Source organism: Janthinobacterium sp. GW460-12-1-14-LB5, assembly GCF_059423585.1.
Genome location: NZ_JBWKYD010000004.1, coordinates 107622 through 122575 on the forward strand (window position 1 = coordinate 107622; position 14954 = coordinate 122575).

Consider the following 14954-nt stretch of genomic DNA (forward strand, 5'->3'; position numbering starts at 1 on the left):
CAACGTTGATGCATTACATCTTGATACCGGTGTGCAAAGCGGCAATGCCTGCCGTCAAATTGTAGTACTGCACGCGCTCCAGGCCCGCCGTTTCCATCATGGTTTTGAGGGTTTCCTGGTCCGGATGCATGCGGATCGATTCGGCCAGGTAGCGATAGCTTTCCGCGTCGCCGGCGATTTTCTGTCCGAACCACGGCAAGACCGAGAACGAATACAGGTCGTACGGCTTTTGCAGCGGTGCCGCCACTTTGGAAAACTCCAGCACCAGCAGCTTGCCGCCCGGCTTCAGCACGCGGCGCATTTCCGCCAGCGCCACATCCTTGTGCGTCATGTTGCGCAGGCCAAAGGCCACGCTGACACGGTCGAAATAGTTATCGGGGAATGGCAGTTTTTCCGCGTCACACAACAAGGTGGGGGTGAGCAAGCCGCGATTCAAGAGCCGGTCGCGGCCCACGCGCAACATCGATTCATTGATATCGGTCAACCAGACTTCGCCCGTAGGACCGGCCTGCTTGGCAAACGCCTTCGACAGGTCGCCCGTGCCGCCGGCGATGTCGAGCACCTTGAAACCGGGGCGCACGCCCGCGTTGGCAATGGTGAACGTCTTCCACAGACGGTGCAGCCCGCCCGACATCAAGTCGTTCATCACGTCGTATTTGGCAGCGACGGAATGGAACACCTTGGCGACTTCGCGCACTTTGTCGTCTTCTGCAACTGTTTTGTATCCGAAATGGGTCGTATTGGTCATGGTAGGCAGTCTGTTTGAACTTGGGAGCATTATACAAGCGGCAGGCGCATTTCCCCGTGACGCCGGAGAAGGTATTGCCTTTCCACTGCATTCTCAGCCAGCATTGCCGCCCGCGCATACGCGGCCAGCGCGCCAGGCCGGTCGCCCTGGCGGCGCAGCAAGTCGGCCCGGGCCGCGTGCAGATAATGCGAGTTGGCAAGGCTGGGCACGGCTTCCAGCCGTTCCAGCCACGCCAGCCCGTGTTCGGCGCCGTGCGCCATGGCGCAGGCGATCACGGCATTGAGCAAAATCAAGGGTTCCGGCTTGTGCCGCAGCAAGGCGCCGTACAGGGCGCTGATCTGGCGCCAGTCCGTCTGGCTGGCCGTGGGCGCTTGGGCGTGCAAGGCGGCTATCGCCGCCTGCAACTGATATGGCCCCGGCGAGCGCGCCGGCAAGGCCAGTTCCAGCACGGCCAGCCCCTCGGCAATCCAGTCACGCTGCCACAGGTGCCGCTCCTGCTCTTCCAGGGTCAGCAGAAAACCCTCGGGCGACAGGCGGGCCGGGCCGCGCGACGCCTGCAGCAGCAGCAAGGCCAATAAGCCCTGCACTTCCGGCTGGCCGGAATGCAGGCTGTCAAGCAGCCGCCCCAGGCGCAACGCTTCCGCGCACAAGTCCGGGCGCAGCAGGTTATCACCACCGCTGGCGCAATAGCCTTCGCTGAATACCAGGTAAATCACGTGCAGCACTTGCGCCAGCCTTGGCTGCAGTTCTTGCGCCGGCGGCAACTCGAAGGGAATGCGCGCTTCGGCGATCTTGCGCCTGGCGCGCAACAGGCGCTGCGACAGGGCCGCCTCCGCCACGCCAAAGGCGCGCGCGATCTCGGCCGTGGACAGCCCACACAGGGTGCGCAGGGCCAGTGCCACCTGCGCCTCGGGCGCCAGCGCGGGATGGCAGCAGATGAACAGCAGGCGCAGGCGGTCGTCCTCGATGGCTTGCGTTTCATCAAGCATGGCCGCCGGCAGGCAGGACAGCACGGCCTCGGCCTCGCTGACGCTCTTGCCCGCCCGGCGCACATGGTCGAGGCCCGCATTGCGCGCCACGGCACTGAGCCAGGCGGCAGGATTGTCGGGGATGCCCGTGCGCGGCCACAATTCCAGCGCCTTGCGGCACGCTTCCTGCAGCACGTCTTCCGCCAGGCCCAGGTCGCCGAAACGCCGCATCAGGCCGGCCAGCACCCTGCCCTTTTCCTGGCGAAAGACGTACTCGACGGCCGCAATGGCGTCGCCGGCCATGTTCAAGCCGTCACGGGCCGCACTTCGATGGTGCCCAGGGATGCCGCCGGACAACGCCCGGCCCAGGCCAGCGCCTCGTCCAGGTGCGCGCAGTCGAGCAAGTAATATCCGCCCAGTTGCTCCTTGGTTTCCGCGAACGGCCCATCCGTGATGACGGGCTTGCCGTTTTGCACACGCACGCAGGTGGCGCTGCGCACGGGCGCCAACTCGGCGCCGCCGCGCAGCACGCCAGCCGCCTCCAGGTCCTGCGTATAGCTGGCAAAGTCGGCCATCAGGCTGGCCATCTGCCCTTCCGGCATGGTTTCGTAACGGGATTCATCGGCGTAGATCAGGATCATGTATTCCATAGTCTCTTCTCCAAAAGAAAAATGCCCGCAAGCGCGGGCATTCATACGACGAACGGGGCGGCGGCAATCCGACAAGATTACCGCATTATTTTTAATTAATGCTTATGGCCGCAGCTGGGTCCATGCACGTGGCCGCCGGACGACTGCTTGATGGTCATGTCGGCCTTGGCATCGCGGCCGCTGTCGCCCGGGTAGCCGGCCGCCGCCAGCTGGTCCAGATAGGCTTGCCACAGGGTCGCTTGCTCGGCGCCCAGCTTGTACAAATAGGCCCAGGTGTACAGGCCGGAATTGTGGCCATCGCTGAAGGTCGGCTGCACGGCGTAGTTGCCGACCGGCTCCAGACCCGTGATGCCGACCAGGCGTTTGCCTAATTGCAAAGTTTCCTGGCCCTTGCCATGGCCTTGCACTTCGGCCGACGGCGAGTACACGCGCAGGTATTCGAACGGCAGCGCAAATGTGCTGCCGTCGTCGAAGGCCACGTCGAGCACGCGCGACTGGTTGTGCACGGTCAAGCCGGTCGGTTGCGGTGTTGCTGTTTTTTCAGTCATGACAATACTTTATGCGGATAAACGTTGAATGATGGCGGTGCGCAAGGCCGGCAACAGGGCGCGGCGCGCGGCCAGCACCTCGGGCGCCGTCTCGCGCTGCACCACGGCCCAGCTGGGGTTCGGGAAATGCGCGTCGTCGCGGTAGCGCGGGATCACGTGCCAGTGCACGTGCGGCGTCATGTTGCCGAAACTGGCCACGTTGACCTTTTCCGGCTGCATGACTTCGCGCACGGCCAGTTCGACCTGCCATACGACTTCCATGACGTAATTGCGCTCGCCCGGCGTCAAATCCGTCATTTCCTTCACGTGTTTGTTCCAGATCACGCGGCAAAAGCCGGGATATGCAGGGTCGTCGACGGCCACCACGGACAAACGTTCGCTGCGCCACAGCAAGGCCTCACAGCCCTGCTTCTTGGCAAAGCCATCGAGCAAGCTGCACAGATCGCAGGTCGAGGACGTCACACCAGCACCCGTTCGATGCCGCCGTCATTGGCGCGTTTCACGTAATCCGGCATCCAGTTCTCTCCCAGCAAGTGTTTGGCGATCTCGACGACGATGTAGTCGGCCGTCGTGCCCGAATCGTCATTGTAGCGCGACAAGCCTTGCAGGCACGACGGGCAGCTGGTGAGGATTTTCACGTCGCCGGTAAAACCGTCGCCGCGCAGCTTGTCGGCGCCCTTGACCATCTCTTCTTCCTTGCGGAAACGCACTTGCGTGGAAATATCGGGACGCGTGACGGCCAGGGAACCCGATTCGCCGCAGCAACGGTCATTCTTCTCGATCTTCACGTTGTCTACCGTGCTGATCAGGGAATTGATGGTTTTGCCCGATTCCTGCAGCTTCATCGGATTGTGGCATGGCTCGTGGTACATATAGCGCGTGCCGTTCACGCCTTCCAGCTTGACGTTTTTCTCCAGCAAATACTCATGGATATCCATGATGCGGCAGCCGGGGAAAATCTTTTCAAACTGATACGTTGCCAGCTGGTCATAGCAGGTGCCGCACGACACCAGCACCGTCTTGATGTCCAGGTAATTGAGCGTGTTGGCCATGCGGTGGAACAGGACGCGGTTGTCCGTCATCATCTTCTCGGCCTTGTCGAACTCGCCCGCGCCCCGCTGCGGATAACCGCAGCACAGGTAGCCAGGCGGCAAGACCGTCTGCACGCCCACTTCCCACAGCATCGCCTGCGTGGCCAGGCCCACTTGCGAGAACAAACGTTCCGAACCGCAGCCGGGGAAGTAGAACACGGCTTCCGTATCGGCCGTGGTCGTCTTCGGATTGCGGATGATCGGGATGACCTTGTCGTCTTCGATGTCGAGCAGCGCGCGCGCCGATTTCTTCGGCAGGTTGCCCGGCATCTTTTTGTTAATAAAATGGATCACCTGCGCCTTGACGGGCGGCTTGCCCGTCGATGGCGGCGGCGCCTTGGTTTGCTTTTTCGCAAACTTCTTCAGCAAATCATGGCCCAGGCGCTGCGCCTTGTAACCCCAGCCGATCATGACCTTGCGCGTGGCGTTGATGGTCACGGGATCGGTGGCGTTGAGGAACATCATCGTTGCCTTGGTGCCCGGATTAAAGCTCTTCTTGTCCATCTTGCGCAACAAATTGCGCATGTTCATCGACACGTCGCCGAAGTCGATATTCACGGGGCAAGGCGTCACGCATTTATGGCAGACCGTGCAGTGGTCGGCCACGTCTTCGAACTCTTCCCAATGCTTGATGGAAATACCGCGGCGCGTCTGCTCTTCGTACAGGAAGGCTTCGATCAGGGACGAAGTCGCCAAGATCTTGTCGCGCGGCGAGTACAGCAAGTTGGCGCGCGGCACGTGGGTCGAGCACACGGGTTTGCACTTGCCGCAGCGCAAGCAATCCTTGACGCTGTCGGCGATGGCGCCGATGTCGCTTTGCTGCATGATCAGCGACTCATGGCCCATCAGGCCAAACGATGGCGTGTAGGCATTGCGCAAGTCCGCGCCCATGCCTGGCAGGTTCAGCAATTTACCCTTGTTGAAACGGCCTTCCGGATCGATGCGCTGCTTGTAGCTGCGGAAGTCGCCGATCTCTTCTTCCGTCAAAAACTCCAGCTTGGTGATGCCGATACCGTGCTCGCCGGAAATGACGCCATTGAGCGAGCGGGCCAGGATCATGATGCGGCCCACGGCTTCGTGGGCGTCCTGCAGCATTTCGTAATTGTCCGAGTTGACGGGCAAGTTCGTGTGCACGTTACCGTCGCCCGCATGCATGTGCAGCGCGACAAACACGCGGCTACGCAAAATGCGCGCGTGGATCGCCGTCGCCTCGTCGAGGATCAGCTTGAAGGCGGCGCCGTTGAAGATCTGGCGCAGCTGGGCGCGGATTTCCTGCTTCCAGGTCACGCGCACGGTGCGGTCCTGTACCACGTCGAACAGGGTGGCGGCTGGTTGCGTTTCCAGCCGCGCATCGAACACGGGCAACAGGCGCTCCATGCCCAGTTCGGCCAATTCGCCCTTCACGTCCGCCAGCGGACGGTCCAGCTGGGCCAGCAGATAGGTCCAGCGGCTCGTCACTTGCGCCAGCAACTGCTGCGCCTGCTCGGCGCGGTCGCCCAGCATTTCAGCGTCGTCGACGCGGTCGTCCGACGCATCGTCGCTCTTACCTACAGGCAAATTGCCCTTGGCAAAGAATTCGCTGAGGGCGTCCGCCAGTTGCAGTTTATTCTTGATCGACAGCTCGATATTGATGCGTTCGATACCATCCGTGTATTCGCCCATGCGGTTGAGCGGGATCACGACGTCTTCATTGATTTTAAAGGCGTTGGTGTGCTTGGCAATCGCCGCCGTGCGGGCACGGTCGAGCCAGAATTTCTTGCGCGCTTCGGGGCTGACGGCCACAAAACCTTCGCCCACGCGGGTGTTGGCGATGCGCACCACTTCCGACGCCGCTTGCGCGACGGCGTTTTCATCGTCGCCGACGATGTCGCCAAACAGGGCCATCTTCGGCAGCACGCCCCGCTTCGACTTGGTGGCATAGCCGACGGCGCGCAGGTAGCGCTCGTCCAGGTGTTCCAGGCCCGCCAGACGAATACTCGTGTATTGCTCGCCCTTGGCCGGCAAGCCGTCCAGGTAATCCTTGATTTCCACGATGGACGGGATCGCGTCGCGCGCCTGGCCAAAGAATTCCAGGCAGACGGTACGGGCGAATTTCGGCATCTTGTGCAGGATCCAGCGCGCCGAGGTAATGAGACCGTCGCAGCCTTCTTTCTGGATGCCCGGCAAGCCGGCGAGGAATTTATCGGTCACGTCCTTGCCCAGGCCCTCCTTGCGGAACTTGCGGCCGGGAATTTCCAGTATTTCCGTCTTGAACGGTGCGTTCGGTTTTGTGGCGTCGCGCGTGCTCGGGTGGCGCCATTCCAGCTGGAAACGTGCCAGTGCGATATCGTGGATCTTGCCCAGGTTATGGTCGAGGCGCGTGACGTCGAGCCAGTCGCCGTTCGGGTCGACCATGCGCCACGAAGCCAGGTTGTCGAGCGCCGTGCCCCACAGCACGGCTTTCTTGCCGCCCGCATTCATGGCGACGTTGCCGCCGATGCAAGAAGCGTGCGCGGACGTCGGGTCGACGGCGAACACGAAACCGGCCTTTTCCGCCGCTTCCGATACTTTATTCGTGATCACGCCCGCGCCCGAATGGATGGTCGCGTATTCGTGGCTCAATCCCGGCAAGACCGTCATTTCGACGGCGCCCAGGGTGATCAGCTTTTCCGTGTTGATGACGGCCGACATCGGCGTCAATGGAATCGCGCCGCCCGTATAACCGGTGCCGCCGCCGCGCGGGATGATGGTCAGCCCCAGCTCGATACAGCCCTTGACCAGGCCGGCCATTTCCTCTTCCGTGTCGGGCGTGAGCACGACGAACGGGTATTCCACGCGCCAGTCGGTGGCGTCCGTCACGTGCGACACGCGCGTCATGCCGTCGAAGCGCACATTGTGCTTTTCCGTGTAGCGGCCCAGCACCTTGACCGTGCGCTTGCGCAAATCGTAGGTCTGGCGGAATTCGTCGCCAAAGTCGGCCACGGCCTTGCTGGCTGCCTTGAGCAGCAGTTCCACGTTATGGCTGCGCGCCTGCGCCACGTCCGGCGCTTCACCGCTGGCGGCAGCGTCGCCGCCGGCCGCATCGATGGACAGGCGGCGCTTGTCGACTTCGGCCAGGCGGTGATGCAGGGCGTCGATCAAGCCTTGGCGGCGCTTCGGGTTGTCGAGCAAGTCATCCTGCAGATACGGGTTGCGGCGCACGACCCAGATGTCGCCCAGCACCTCGTACAGCATGCGGGCCGAACGGCCCGTCTGGCGGGCGCCGCGCAGCTCGTCGAGCAGGCGCCAGGAGTCCTCTCCCAACAGGCGTATGACGATCTCGCGATCGGAAAACGACGTGTAGTTATACGGGATTTCGCGCAGGCGGCTTGCTGCGGGACCATTCGGCGTTTCTGCCAGTAAAGCTTGGATATGTGCGGGAGCGTTCATGGAGTGTGGTGACGATGTGGACTGGACCCTAAAGACCCATTTTATCTTATTGCGCCGCACCATGCGGGAACAGCCTTATGCCGCCCAAGGTTTAAGCACCTCATCCACTACCATAGCAAATATGGAAAAGTCTTCCTTTACATGAATAAAAAACCAGAATGGCTGTCTTTTTTAAGCAAAAATGCCAAGAATCACGGCTGCCTGCAAACTATCAACCTGCCCAAAAATGGGGCAAACGGGCGTTGTAGCAGCCCCATTCAGGCCAGCATCTGGCCAATCCGGTGCCATACGCCATCGGGGATGTAGAGCAGCAAGCCCGTCATCGTAAGATAGCGCGCGCATTTGCCGACGGCCATGTAGGCCACGCTGGGCCAGAATGGCAGCTTGAGCCAGCCGGCCAGGGTGCACAGGGGGTCGCCCACGATGGGCAGCCAGGCCAGCAGCATGGTCTTGGCGCCATAGCGGGCCAGCCAGCGGAACCAGCGCGTGTCGCGCTCCTTGGCGAACGCCTGCTTGGCCCGGTAACCCATCCAGTAGTCGACGATGCCGCCCAGGGTATTGCCCAGCGTGGCGACGCCGATGGCGGCCCAGAACAGGGCGGGATTGGCCTTGATGACGGCAAACACGGCCGGCTCCGAGCCGAGCGGCAAGAGGGTGGCGGAAATAAAGCTGATCAGAAAGACCGATGTCAGCCCGACTTCCGGTGCTGCGATCAGCTGCAGCAGCCAGGCGATTGCGGATTCGATCATGGAACACTTCGCGATGCGGTAAGGCTCTCCATTATAATGAAGAGCAGCTTGCGCGCCGCACAATCCGCGCCGACCAGCAAGGGCCCACCGGCCCCTAGTTCCACAGAGCATTATTGTCGCCAGGCTATCCGCCGCGGCGCAGCCACTATCGCCCGACACGCTCCAGACCCTTTCTGGCCCAGAATCACTTGCTTGCAGACTATGAACATCGACTACCTCAAGAAAATCCTGACCGCCCGCGTCTATGACGTCGCCACCGAAACGCCGCTGGAACTGGCCCCTGCCCTGTCGCAGCGCCTGAACAACCAGATTTACTTCAAGCGCGAAGACATGCAAAGCGTGTTCAGCTTCAAGATTCGTGGCGCCTACAACAAGATGTCCAAGCTCAGCGAAGCGGACCGCAAGCGCGGCGTGATTTGCGCGTCGGCCGGCAACCATGCCCAGGGCGTGGCCCTGTCGGCCGCGCGCATGGGTTGCCGTGCCGTCATCGTCATGCCGACCACCACGCCGCTGGTGAAGGTCGAGGCGGTCAAGGGGCGCGGCGGCGTCAACGTGGAAGTGGTGCTGCACGGCGAGTCGTACACGGATGCCTACAACCATGCGCTGACGCTGGAAAAGGAACAGAAGCTGACCTTCGTGCACCCGTTCGACGATCCGGACGTGATCGCCGGCCAGGGCACGATCGGCATGGAAATCCTGCGCCAGCACGCCGGCCCCATCCACGCCATCTTCGCGCCCATCGGCGGCGGCGGCTTGATCGCCGGCATTGCTGCTTACGTAAAACAGATTCGCCCCGACATCAAGATCATCGGCGTGCAAAGCGTCGATTCGAACGCCATGGCCCGCTCGCTGAAGGCCGGCGAGCGCGTGACCCTGAACGACGTGGGCCTGTTCGCCGATGGCACAGCCGTGCGCCTGGCCGGCGAGGAAACCTTCCGCCTCGTGCAGGCGTATGTCGATGAAATCATCACGGTCGACACGGACGCCATCTGCGCCGCCATCAAGGATGTGTTTACGGATACGCGCAGCATCCTGGAGCCGTCCGGCGCGCTGGCCATCGCCGGCGCCAAGGCCTATGTGGAACGGGCCAGCCTGACCAAGCACCCCGTCAACAATGAAACATTGATCACCATCGCCAGCGGCGCGAACATGAATTTCGACCGTTTGCGTTTTGTGGCGGAACGGGCCGAGCTGGGCGAATTCCGCGAAGCCGTGTTTGCCGTCACCATGCGCGAACAGCGGGGCAGCTTCAAGCGCTTCTGTTCGCTCATCGGCGCGCGCAACGTGACGGAATTTAACTACCGCATCAGCGATGAAAAAGCCGCGCACGTGTTCGTCGGCATTCAAATTGCCGACAGGCATGAATCAAGCGTACTGGCGAAGACCTTCGAAGAACACGAATTCAAGACCCTGGACCTGACGCACGACGAACTGGCCAAGTCGCACATCCGCCACCTGGTGGGCGGCAAGAGCCGGCTGGCGCAGGACGAGCTGCTGTACCGCTTCGAATTCCCCGAACGCCCCGGTGCGCTGATGCGCTTCCTCGACAGCATGGCGCCGAACTGGAATATTTCCCTGTGTCACTACCGCAGCCAGGGCGGCGACGTGGGCCGCATCCTGATCGGCCTGCAAGTGCCGCCCGATGAAATGGGAGAATTCGCCCGCTTCCTCGATACCCTGGGCTACCGTTATTGGGATGAGAGCAGTAATCCCGTCTACAAACTGTTCTTGGGCTAAATAGCGAATTCACCCCGGTATTGCACTGGGGTGAAATAGGCTACCATGCGTGCTTGACCGAATTCACGCCACACGACCATGACCACCACCAACGACCTCGCCGAACAATCTCCCCTCGGCAAAAGCTCCGCCTACCGCACCGATTACGCGCCGGAATTGCTGTTTCCGATTCCGCGCCAGGGCAAGCGCGACGAGCTGGAACTGCACGGTACATTACCGTTTTTCGGCCTCGATATCTGGAACGCCTATGAACTGTCGTGGCTGAACCAGCGCGGCAAGCCGCAGGTGGCGATTGCCAAGGTCAGCGCGCCGGCCGATTCGCCCAACATCATCGAATCGAAATCGTTCAAGCTGTACCTGAACTCCTTCAACCAGACCAAACTGGACAGCCCGGAAGCGCTGTTGATCTTGCTCAAACAGGATTTATCGAACGGTTTCGGCGCGCCCGTGCAAGTGGAACTGACCTTGCAGGAAGATTTCGGCAAGCTCAAAATGGGCGAATTCGATGGCGTGCTGCTGGACCGCCTGGACCTGGAAATTACGCAATACACGCCCTCGCCGCTGCTCTTGAAGGCAGCGTTCGATGATGCGCCGGTGGAAGAAAAACTCGTCTCGCACTTGCTCAAATCGAATTGCCTGGTGACGGGCCAGCCCGACTGGGGCAGCGTGCAGATCGAGTATGCGGGACCGCAAATCGACCAGGAAAGCCTGCTGCGCTACCTGATCGGTTTCCGCGAACACAATGAATTCCACGAGCAATGCGTGGAGCGCATCTTTGTCGACATCTTGCGCCAGTGCAAGCCGCAAAAGCTGTCCGTGTATGCGCGCTATACGCGCCGCGGCGGCCTCGATATCAATCCCTGGCGCAGCAACTTCAGCACCGGGGCGATGCCGGGCAATCTGCGCAATGCGCGCCAGTAACGCTAGGCAACACCGCGCAACACCCCAAAACCATGCCAGCAGGAATGTTGGCTGTGTTTTAAAACAACGTTGCAGTAGTGCAGCAGAGCATGTCAAAGACGCTGAAAAATCGGAAAATCGGCATTCGGCGGCGGAAAAACCGGCGCACCGCGTGTTTTTAATCAAGAAATAGCCGATACACGCCGATGTTATTTTTTTGCTAAAATGATGACCACGTGGGCTGTAGCGCCCACTGCGCCCGCAGCGGGCGTATACTGTTGAGAATTGGCGTTACAGGCCGCGAAAACAGGCCTATAATTCGGCTCGCAAGCCCTCTGCGCATTGCACCATTTCATTGAGTGTCATGACTAATCTTAGCAAAATCTTATCCCTCGAAAACGTCCTCCTGGACCTGGAAGTCTCCAGCAAGAAGCGCGCTTTCGAGCAAGCCGGCCTGATCTTCGAAAACAATTACGGCATCGCCCGCTCTACCGTCTCGGACAATCTGTTTGCCCGCGAACGCCTGGGCTCGACGGGCCTGGGCCATGGCGTGGCCGTGCCGCATGGCCGGGTCAAGGGCAGCAAAACCCTGAAATCGCCGCTGGGCGCCTTCGTGCGCCTGGCCGAGCCGATTCCGTTCGAATCGCCCGATGGCAAGCCCGTCAATCTGCTGTTTTTCCTGCTGATTCCCGATCATGTCACCCAGCAACATCTGGAAATCCTGTCGGAAATCGCCGAAATGTTTTCCGATGACGCCTTCCGCACGGCATTGGCCACGGATCCGGAACCGAAATCCGTGCATTCGCGCATCGTCAATTGGCAACCCAGTCTGCAAGCGGCGGGTTAAACTTCAGGTATTCCTCCACTCCTGAAGAAGACTGCCATGTTGCAAACGCCGCTGACGATACAACGCCTGTACGACGACAATCGTGAAAGTCTGCAACTGGGCTGGTTCGCCGGCTTCCCCGGCGGCGAGCGCCTGATCTCGGGCGACGTCTCGTCGGCCGCCGACCAGGTGGGCCACTTGAACCTGATCCATCCGGGCCGCATCCAGGTCTTTGGCCACCAGGAAATCAATTACTATCAGCGCCTGAAGGTCAACACGCGCACCCACGTGATCGGCGAACTGATCGCCGGCGGTCCGCCCGCGCTGATCATCGCGCAAGGGCTGGAAACGCCGCCCGACATTCTCGCCATCTGCGACGAGCAAAATATCCCCCTGTTCTCGACCCCGCTGCCGGCCGCGCAAGTGATCGACTTCCTGCGCGTCTACCTGTCGAAAAAACTGGCGCAGCGCATCATCATGCATGGCGTGTTCATGGACGTGCTGGGCGTGGGCGTGCTGATCACGGGCGATTCGGGCCTGGGCAAGAGCGAGCTGGGGCTGGAGCTGATTTCGCGCAGCCACGGCCTGGTGGCCGACGACGCCGTCGAATTTTCGCGCATCGCGCCGAATATGATCGAAGGCCGCTGCCCGCCCCTGCTGCAAAACCTGCTGGAAGTGCGGGGGCTGGGTTTGCTCGATATCAAGGCCATCTTTGGCGAAACGGCCGTGCGCCGCAAGATGCGCCTGAAACTGATCGTGCACCTGGTGCGCCGCAACGCGCTGGAAGAGGAAGTCGAGCGCCTGCCCTTCCTGTTCCCCACGGAAGACGTGCTGGGCTTGCCCGTGCGCAAGGTCGTCATCCCCGTCGCCGCCGGCCGCAACATCGCCGTGCTGCTGGAAGCGGCCGTGCGCAACACGATTCTGCAGCTGCGCGGCATCGATACCCTGCAGGAGTTCATGGAGCGGCAACGTTTGGCAATGAGCGGCGATTAGCGTTGCAAGGAGTTCACCCATGCATGGGTGAACCGTTACGCAGGCGGAGAGCAAGGCTCTCCGAAACCCATGCTCCACCAACGCCTCGCCATGAGTGGCGATTAACAACGCAGGTCGGATTAGCGGGGCCGCCGAGGTGGGGCAAGGCCCCGCGTAATCCGACAACATTGTTGGCGCGTGCAGCAAAGAAATACTACAGTCCAAATTGCAATAATTTGTAAAGATCATTGCATCGGGAGCGCAGCGCCGGTCTTTATTGTATGATCGGGCTATGCATATCGTCCTTATCACCGGAATATCCGGCTCCGGTAAATCCGTCGCGCTCAATGTGCTGGAAGATACCGGCTACTATTGTGTCGACAACCTGCCGCCAGCCTTGCTGCCGAGCCTGGTGCAAACCCTGCTGGACGAAGGCACGCCGCAGCTGGCCGTGGCCGTCGATGCGCGCAGCGCCGAGTCGCTCGTCAGCTTGCCGCACAATGTGGCGCTGCTGCGCGACCAGGGGCACGACGTCAAGGTCATGTTCCTGACAGCCACCACGCATTCGCTGGTGGCGCGCTTCTCGGAAACGCGGCGCAGCCACCCTCTGTCGCACGAATTGCGCCCGAACCAGAATCCGGCCAGCCGCCGCACCCTGATCGAATGCATCTCCGAAGAGCGCGAACGCCTGTCGGCCATCGAGCAATTGGGCCATGTGATCGATACCTCGGAACTGAGCGCGAACAAACTGCGCGCCTGGATCAAGGATATCGTCGCCTCCGAACGCGCGCCGCTGACCCTGTTCTTCGAATCGTTCGCCTTCAAGCTGGGCGTGCCGCTCGATGCCGATTTCGTCTTCGACGTGCGGGCCCTGCCGAATCCGTATTACGACCTGGCGCTGCGCCCGCTCGACGGACGCGACGCTCCCGTGATCGCCTTCCTCGACGCCCAGCCGAGCGCGCTGGAACTGCTGGCCGACATCCGCGCCTTCATCGAGAAATGGTTGCCGTCATTCAAGTCCGACAACCGCAGCTACCTGACGGTGGCCCTGGGCTGCACGGGCGGCCAGCACCGCTCCGTGTACATGGCGGAGCGGCTGGCGCAGTATTTCGGCCCCAACGAGCGGGTCGTGCTGCGCCACCGCGAGCGTTCTTAATCAGTCGAGGTGGCGCAGCGGATGCGCTTGCGCCGGCCAGACGGGGGCAAAGAAACGCGCCACCATGCTGGCATCGACCTCGTCCAGGGTTGAGGGGTTCCAGCGCGGCGCATTGTCCTTGTCGACCACCAGCGCGCGCACGCCCTCGAGCACTTCGCCATGCGCGAAATTGTGGCGCACCAGCGTGCGCTCCATGCGCAGGCAGTCGGCCACGCCCAGGTGGGCGCCCCGCTGCAGCAATTCCAGGGTCACCGACATCATCAAGGGCGAGCGCAGGCGCATGGCCGCCAGGGCCTTCGCGGCGAACGCGCTGTCGTCCTGCGCCAGCGAGGCCATGATGGCGGCCACCGAACCCGCGCCGAAGTGGCGGTCCAGCGCCGCGCGCGCCGTGGCCAGGGAAGCCGCGCCCGCCTCGGCCTGGAACGGCGCCGCCAGCGCCTTGATGGCCACCGGCAAGGCCTCGCCCGGCGTCGAGTCGAACAGGGCCAGCAGCGCCCCCATCTGCGCCTCGGGCAGATACACATCGGCCAGGCCCGTGTACAGGGCATCGGCCGCACCGATGGTCAGGCCCGTCAAGCCCAGGTACAGGCCCAGCCGGCCCGCCAGGCGGGAAAGAAAGTAACTGCCGCCCACGTCGGGGAACAGGCCAATATTGACTTCCGGCATGGCCATGCGCGTGCGGCCCGTGACGATGCGCAACTGGTTGCCGGGCCCGGCTTGCGCCACGCCCATGCCGCCGCCCATCACCACGCCGTCCATCACGGCGATATACGGTTTCGGATAAAAGTGAATGACATGATTTAACGCGTATTCTTCCGTAAAGAAATCTTCCAGCAGGGCGCTGCCGCCTTGCGGCGTGGCCAGGCCCGCATCGTAAAAGAAACGGATATCGCCGCCGGCGCACAGGGCCTTTTCGCTGCTGGAGCGGATCACCACGGCGTCCACCTGCGGATCGTCGCGCCAGGCCAGCAAGGCAGCGCTCAGGGTGCGCACCATCTCCAGCGACAGGGAGTTCAAGGCTTTCGGGCGGTCGAGCACGATGTGGCCCGTGCGGTTGCGGATGGAGGTCTGGACGAAGTCGCTCATGGCAGGCAGGAAAGAAGTGAGGATGGCGCATTCTAGCGCTTTCACCACGGATATTGCGTCCCGCAGGACGCAAAAAAGGGCGCAATGTGCGCCCTTAGTTGATCACAACTGGGGG

13 protein-coding genes are annotated in these 14954 nt (G+C 61.8%); 5 read left to right on the forward strand and 8 right to left on the reverse strand.

Annotated features, from left to right (window positions below):
- Positions 1 to 13: 13 nt before the first annotated feature.
- The 7 genes from ubiE to AC07X6_RS05150 all read right to left on the reverse strand — a co-directional run bounded on the left by ubiE (position 14) and on the right by AC07X6_RS05150 (position 8162).
- On the reverse strand, positions 14 to 748 hold the full coding sequence (ubiE, locus tag AC07X6_RS05120; protein WP_034753359.1) for a bifunctional demethylmenaquinone methyltransferase/2-methoxy-6-polyprenyl-1,4-benzoquinol methylase UbiE: 735 nt from the start codon (positions 746 to 748) through the stop codon (positions 14 to 16).
- 29 nt (positions 749 to 777) lie between these two features.
- Entirely contained in the window at positions 778 to 2019 is a 1242-nt protein-coding gene (locus AC07X6_RS05125) for an RNA polymerase sigma factor (RefSeq protein ID WP_494790297.1), read from the reverse strand.
- A gap of 2 nt (positions 2020 to 2021) precedes the next feature.
- Positions 2022 to 2366: a YciI family protein gene (locus tag AC07X6_RS05130; RefSeq protein WP_494790298.1), complete on the reverse strand. Its 345-nt coding sequence runs from the start codon at positions 2364 to 2366 to the stop codon at positions 2022 to 2024.
- A gap of 95 nt (positions 2367 to 2461) precedes the next feature.
- Positions 2462 to 2914 carry a gamma-butyrobetaine hydroxylase family protein gene (locus AC07X6_RS05135; protein WP_494790299.1) on the reverse strand — a complete coding sequence of 151 codons (453 nt, stop codon included), beginning with the start codon at positions 2912 to 2914 and terminating at the stop codon, positions 2462 to 2464.
- A 9-nt stretch (positions 2915 to 2923) separates the two neighbouring features.
- Positions 2924 to 3376: an HIT family protein gene (locus AC07X6_RS05140; RefSeq protein WP_494790300.1), complete on the reverse strand. Its 453-nt coding sequence runs from the start codon at positions 3374 to 3376 to the stop codon at positions 2924 to 2926.
- Complete coding sequence (locus tag AC07X6_RS05145; RefSeq protein WP_494790301.1) at positions 3373 to 7413, reverse strand: DUF3683 domain-containing protein; 4041 nt, start codon at positions 7411 to 7413, stop codon at positions 3373 to 3375. The genes AC07X6_RS05140 and AC07X6_RS05145 overlap by 4 nt, the downstream gene beginning before the upstream one ends.
- A gap of 257 nt (positions 7414 to 7670) precedes the next feature.
- Positions 7671 to 8162, reverse strand: coding sequence for a YqaA family protein (locus tag AC07X6_RS05150; RefSeq protein ID WP_494790302.1), 492 nt, complete (start codon positions 8160 to 8162; stop codon positions 7671 to 7673).
- Between the two features lie 201 nt (positions 8163 to 8363).
- On the opposite strand from AC07X6_RS05150, the gene ilvA reads away from it, so the two are divergent.
- The 5 genes from ilvA to rapZ all read left to right on the forward strand — a co-directional run bounded on the left by ilvA (position 8364) and on the right by rapZ (position 13753).
- Positions 8364 to 9899 carry a threonine ammonia-lyase, biosynthetic gene (ilvA, locus tag AC07X6_RS05155; RefSeq protein WP_230541297.1) on the forward strand — a complete coding sequence of 512 codons (1536 nt, stop codon included), beginning with the start codon at positions 8364 to 8366 and terminating at the stop codon, positions 9897 to 9899.
- Positions 9900 to 9977: 78 nt separating this feature from the next.
- Positions 9978 to 10820 carry an NADPH-dependent 7-cyano-7-deazaguanine reductase QueF gene (queF, locus tag AC07X6_RS05160; RefSeq protein ID WP_494790303.1) on the forward strand — a complete coding sequence of 281 codons (843 nt, stop codon included), beginning with the start codon at positions 9978 to 9980 and terminating at the stop codon, positions 10818 to 10820.
- A 343-nt stretch (positions 10821 to 11163) separates the two neighbouring features.
- Positions 11164 to 11646, forward strand: a complete 483-nt coding sequence (locus AC07X6_RS05165; RefSeq protein ID WP_034753339.1) for a PTS sugar transporter subunit IIA — start codon at positions 11164 to 11166, stop codon at positions 11644 to 11646.
- Between the two features lie 36 nt (positions 11647 to 11682).
- On the forward strand, positions 11683 to 12618 hold the full coding sequence (gene hprK, locus AC07X6_RS05170; protein WP_034753337.1) for an HPr(Ser) kinase/phosphatase: 936 nt from the start codon (positions 11683 to 11685) through the stop codon (positions 12616 to 12618).
- 271 nt (positions 12619 to 12889) lie between these two features.
- Positions 12890 to 13753 (forward strand): RNase adapter RapZ, encoded by an 864-nt coding sequence (gene rapZ, locus AC07X6_RS05175; RefSeq protein ID WP_139092210.1) that lies wholly within the window; start codon positions 12890 to 12892, stop codon positions 13751 to 13753.
- On the opposite strand, the gene AC07X6_RS05180 is transcribed toward rapZ, so the two are convergent.
- Positions 13754 to 14839: a 3-hydroxyisobutyryl-CoA hydrolase gene (locus AC07X6_RS05180; protein WP_230541439.1), complete on the reverse strand. Its 1086-nt coding sequence runs from the start codon at positions 14837 to 14839 to the stop codon at positions 13754 to 13756. It lies immediately after the preceding gene.
- Positions 14840 to 14954 lie beyond the last annotated feature (115 nt).

Coding starts and splice junctions, on each gene's coding strand:
- ubiE (WP_034753359.1), bottom strand. CDS start 748: ATGACCAATACGACCCATTTCGGATACAAAACAGTTGCAGAAGACGAC.
- AC07X6_RS05125 (WP_494790297.1), bottom strand. CDS start 2,019: ATGGCCGGCGACGCCATTGCGGCCGTCGAGTACGTCTTTCGCCAGGAA.
- AC07X6_RS05130 (WP_494790298.1), bottom strand. CDS start 2,366: ATGGAATACATGATCCTGATCTACGCCGATGAATCCCGTTACGAAACC.
- AC07X6_RS05135 (WP_494790299.1), bottom strand. CDS start 2,914: ATGACTGAAAAAACAGCAACACCGCAACCGACCGGCTTGACCGTGCAC.
- AC07X6_RS05145 (WP_494790301.1), bottom strand. CDS start 7,413: ATGAACGCTCCCGCACATATCCAAGCTTTACTGGCAGAAACGCCGAAT.
- AC07X6_RS05150 (WP_494790302.1), bottom strand. CDS start 8,162: ATGATCGAATCCGCAATCGCCTGGCTGCTGCAGCTGATCGCAGCACCG.
- ilvA (WP_230541297.1), top strand. CDS start 8,364: ATGAACATCGACTACCTCAAGAAAATCCTGACCGCCCGCGTCTATGAC.
- queF (WP_494790303.1), top strand. CDS start 9,978: ATGACCACCACCAACGACCTCGCCGAACAATCTCCCCTCGGCAAAAGC.
- AC07X6_RS05165 (WP_034753339.1), top strand. CDS start 11,164: ATGACTAATCTTAGCAAAATCTTATCCCTCGAAAACGTCCTCCTGGAC.
- hprK (WP_034753337.1), top strand. CDS start 11,683: ATGTTGCAAACGCCGCTGACGATACAACGCCTGTACGACGACAATCGT.
- rapZ (WP_139092210.1), top strand. CDS start 12,890: ATGCATATCGTCCTTATCACCGGAATATCCGGCTCCGGTAAATCCGTC.
- AC07X6_RS05180 (WP_230541439.1), bottom strand. CDS start 14,839: ATGAGCGACTTCGTCCAGACCTCCATCCGCAACCGCACGGGCCACATC.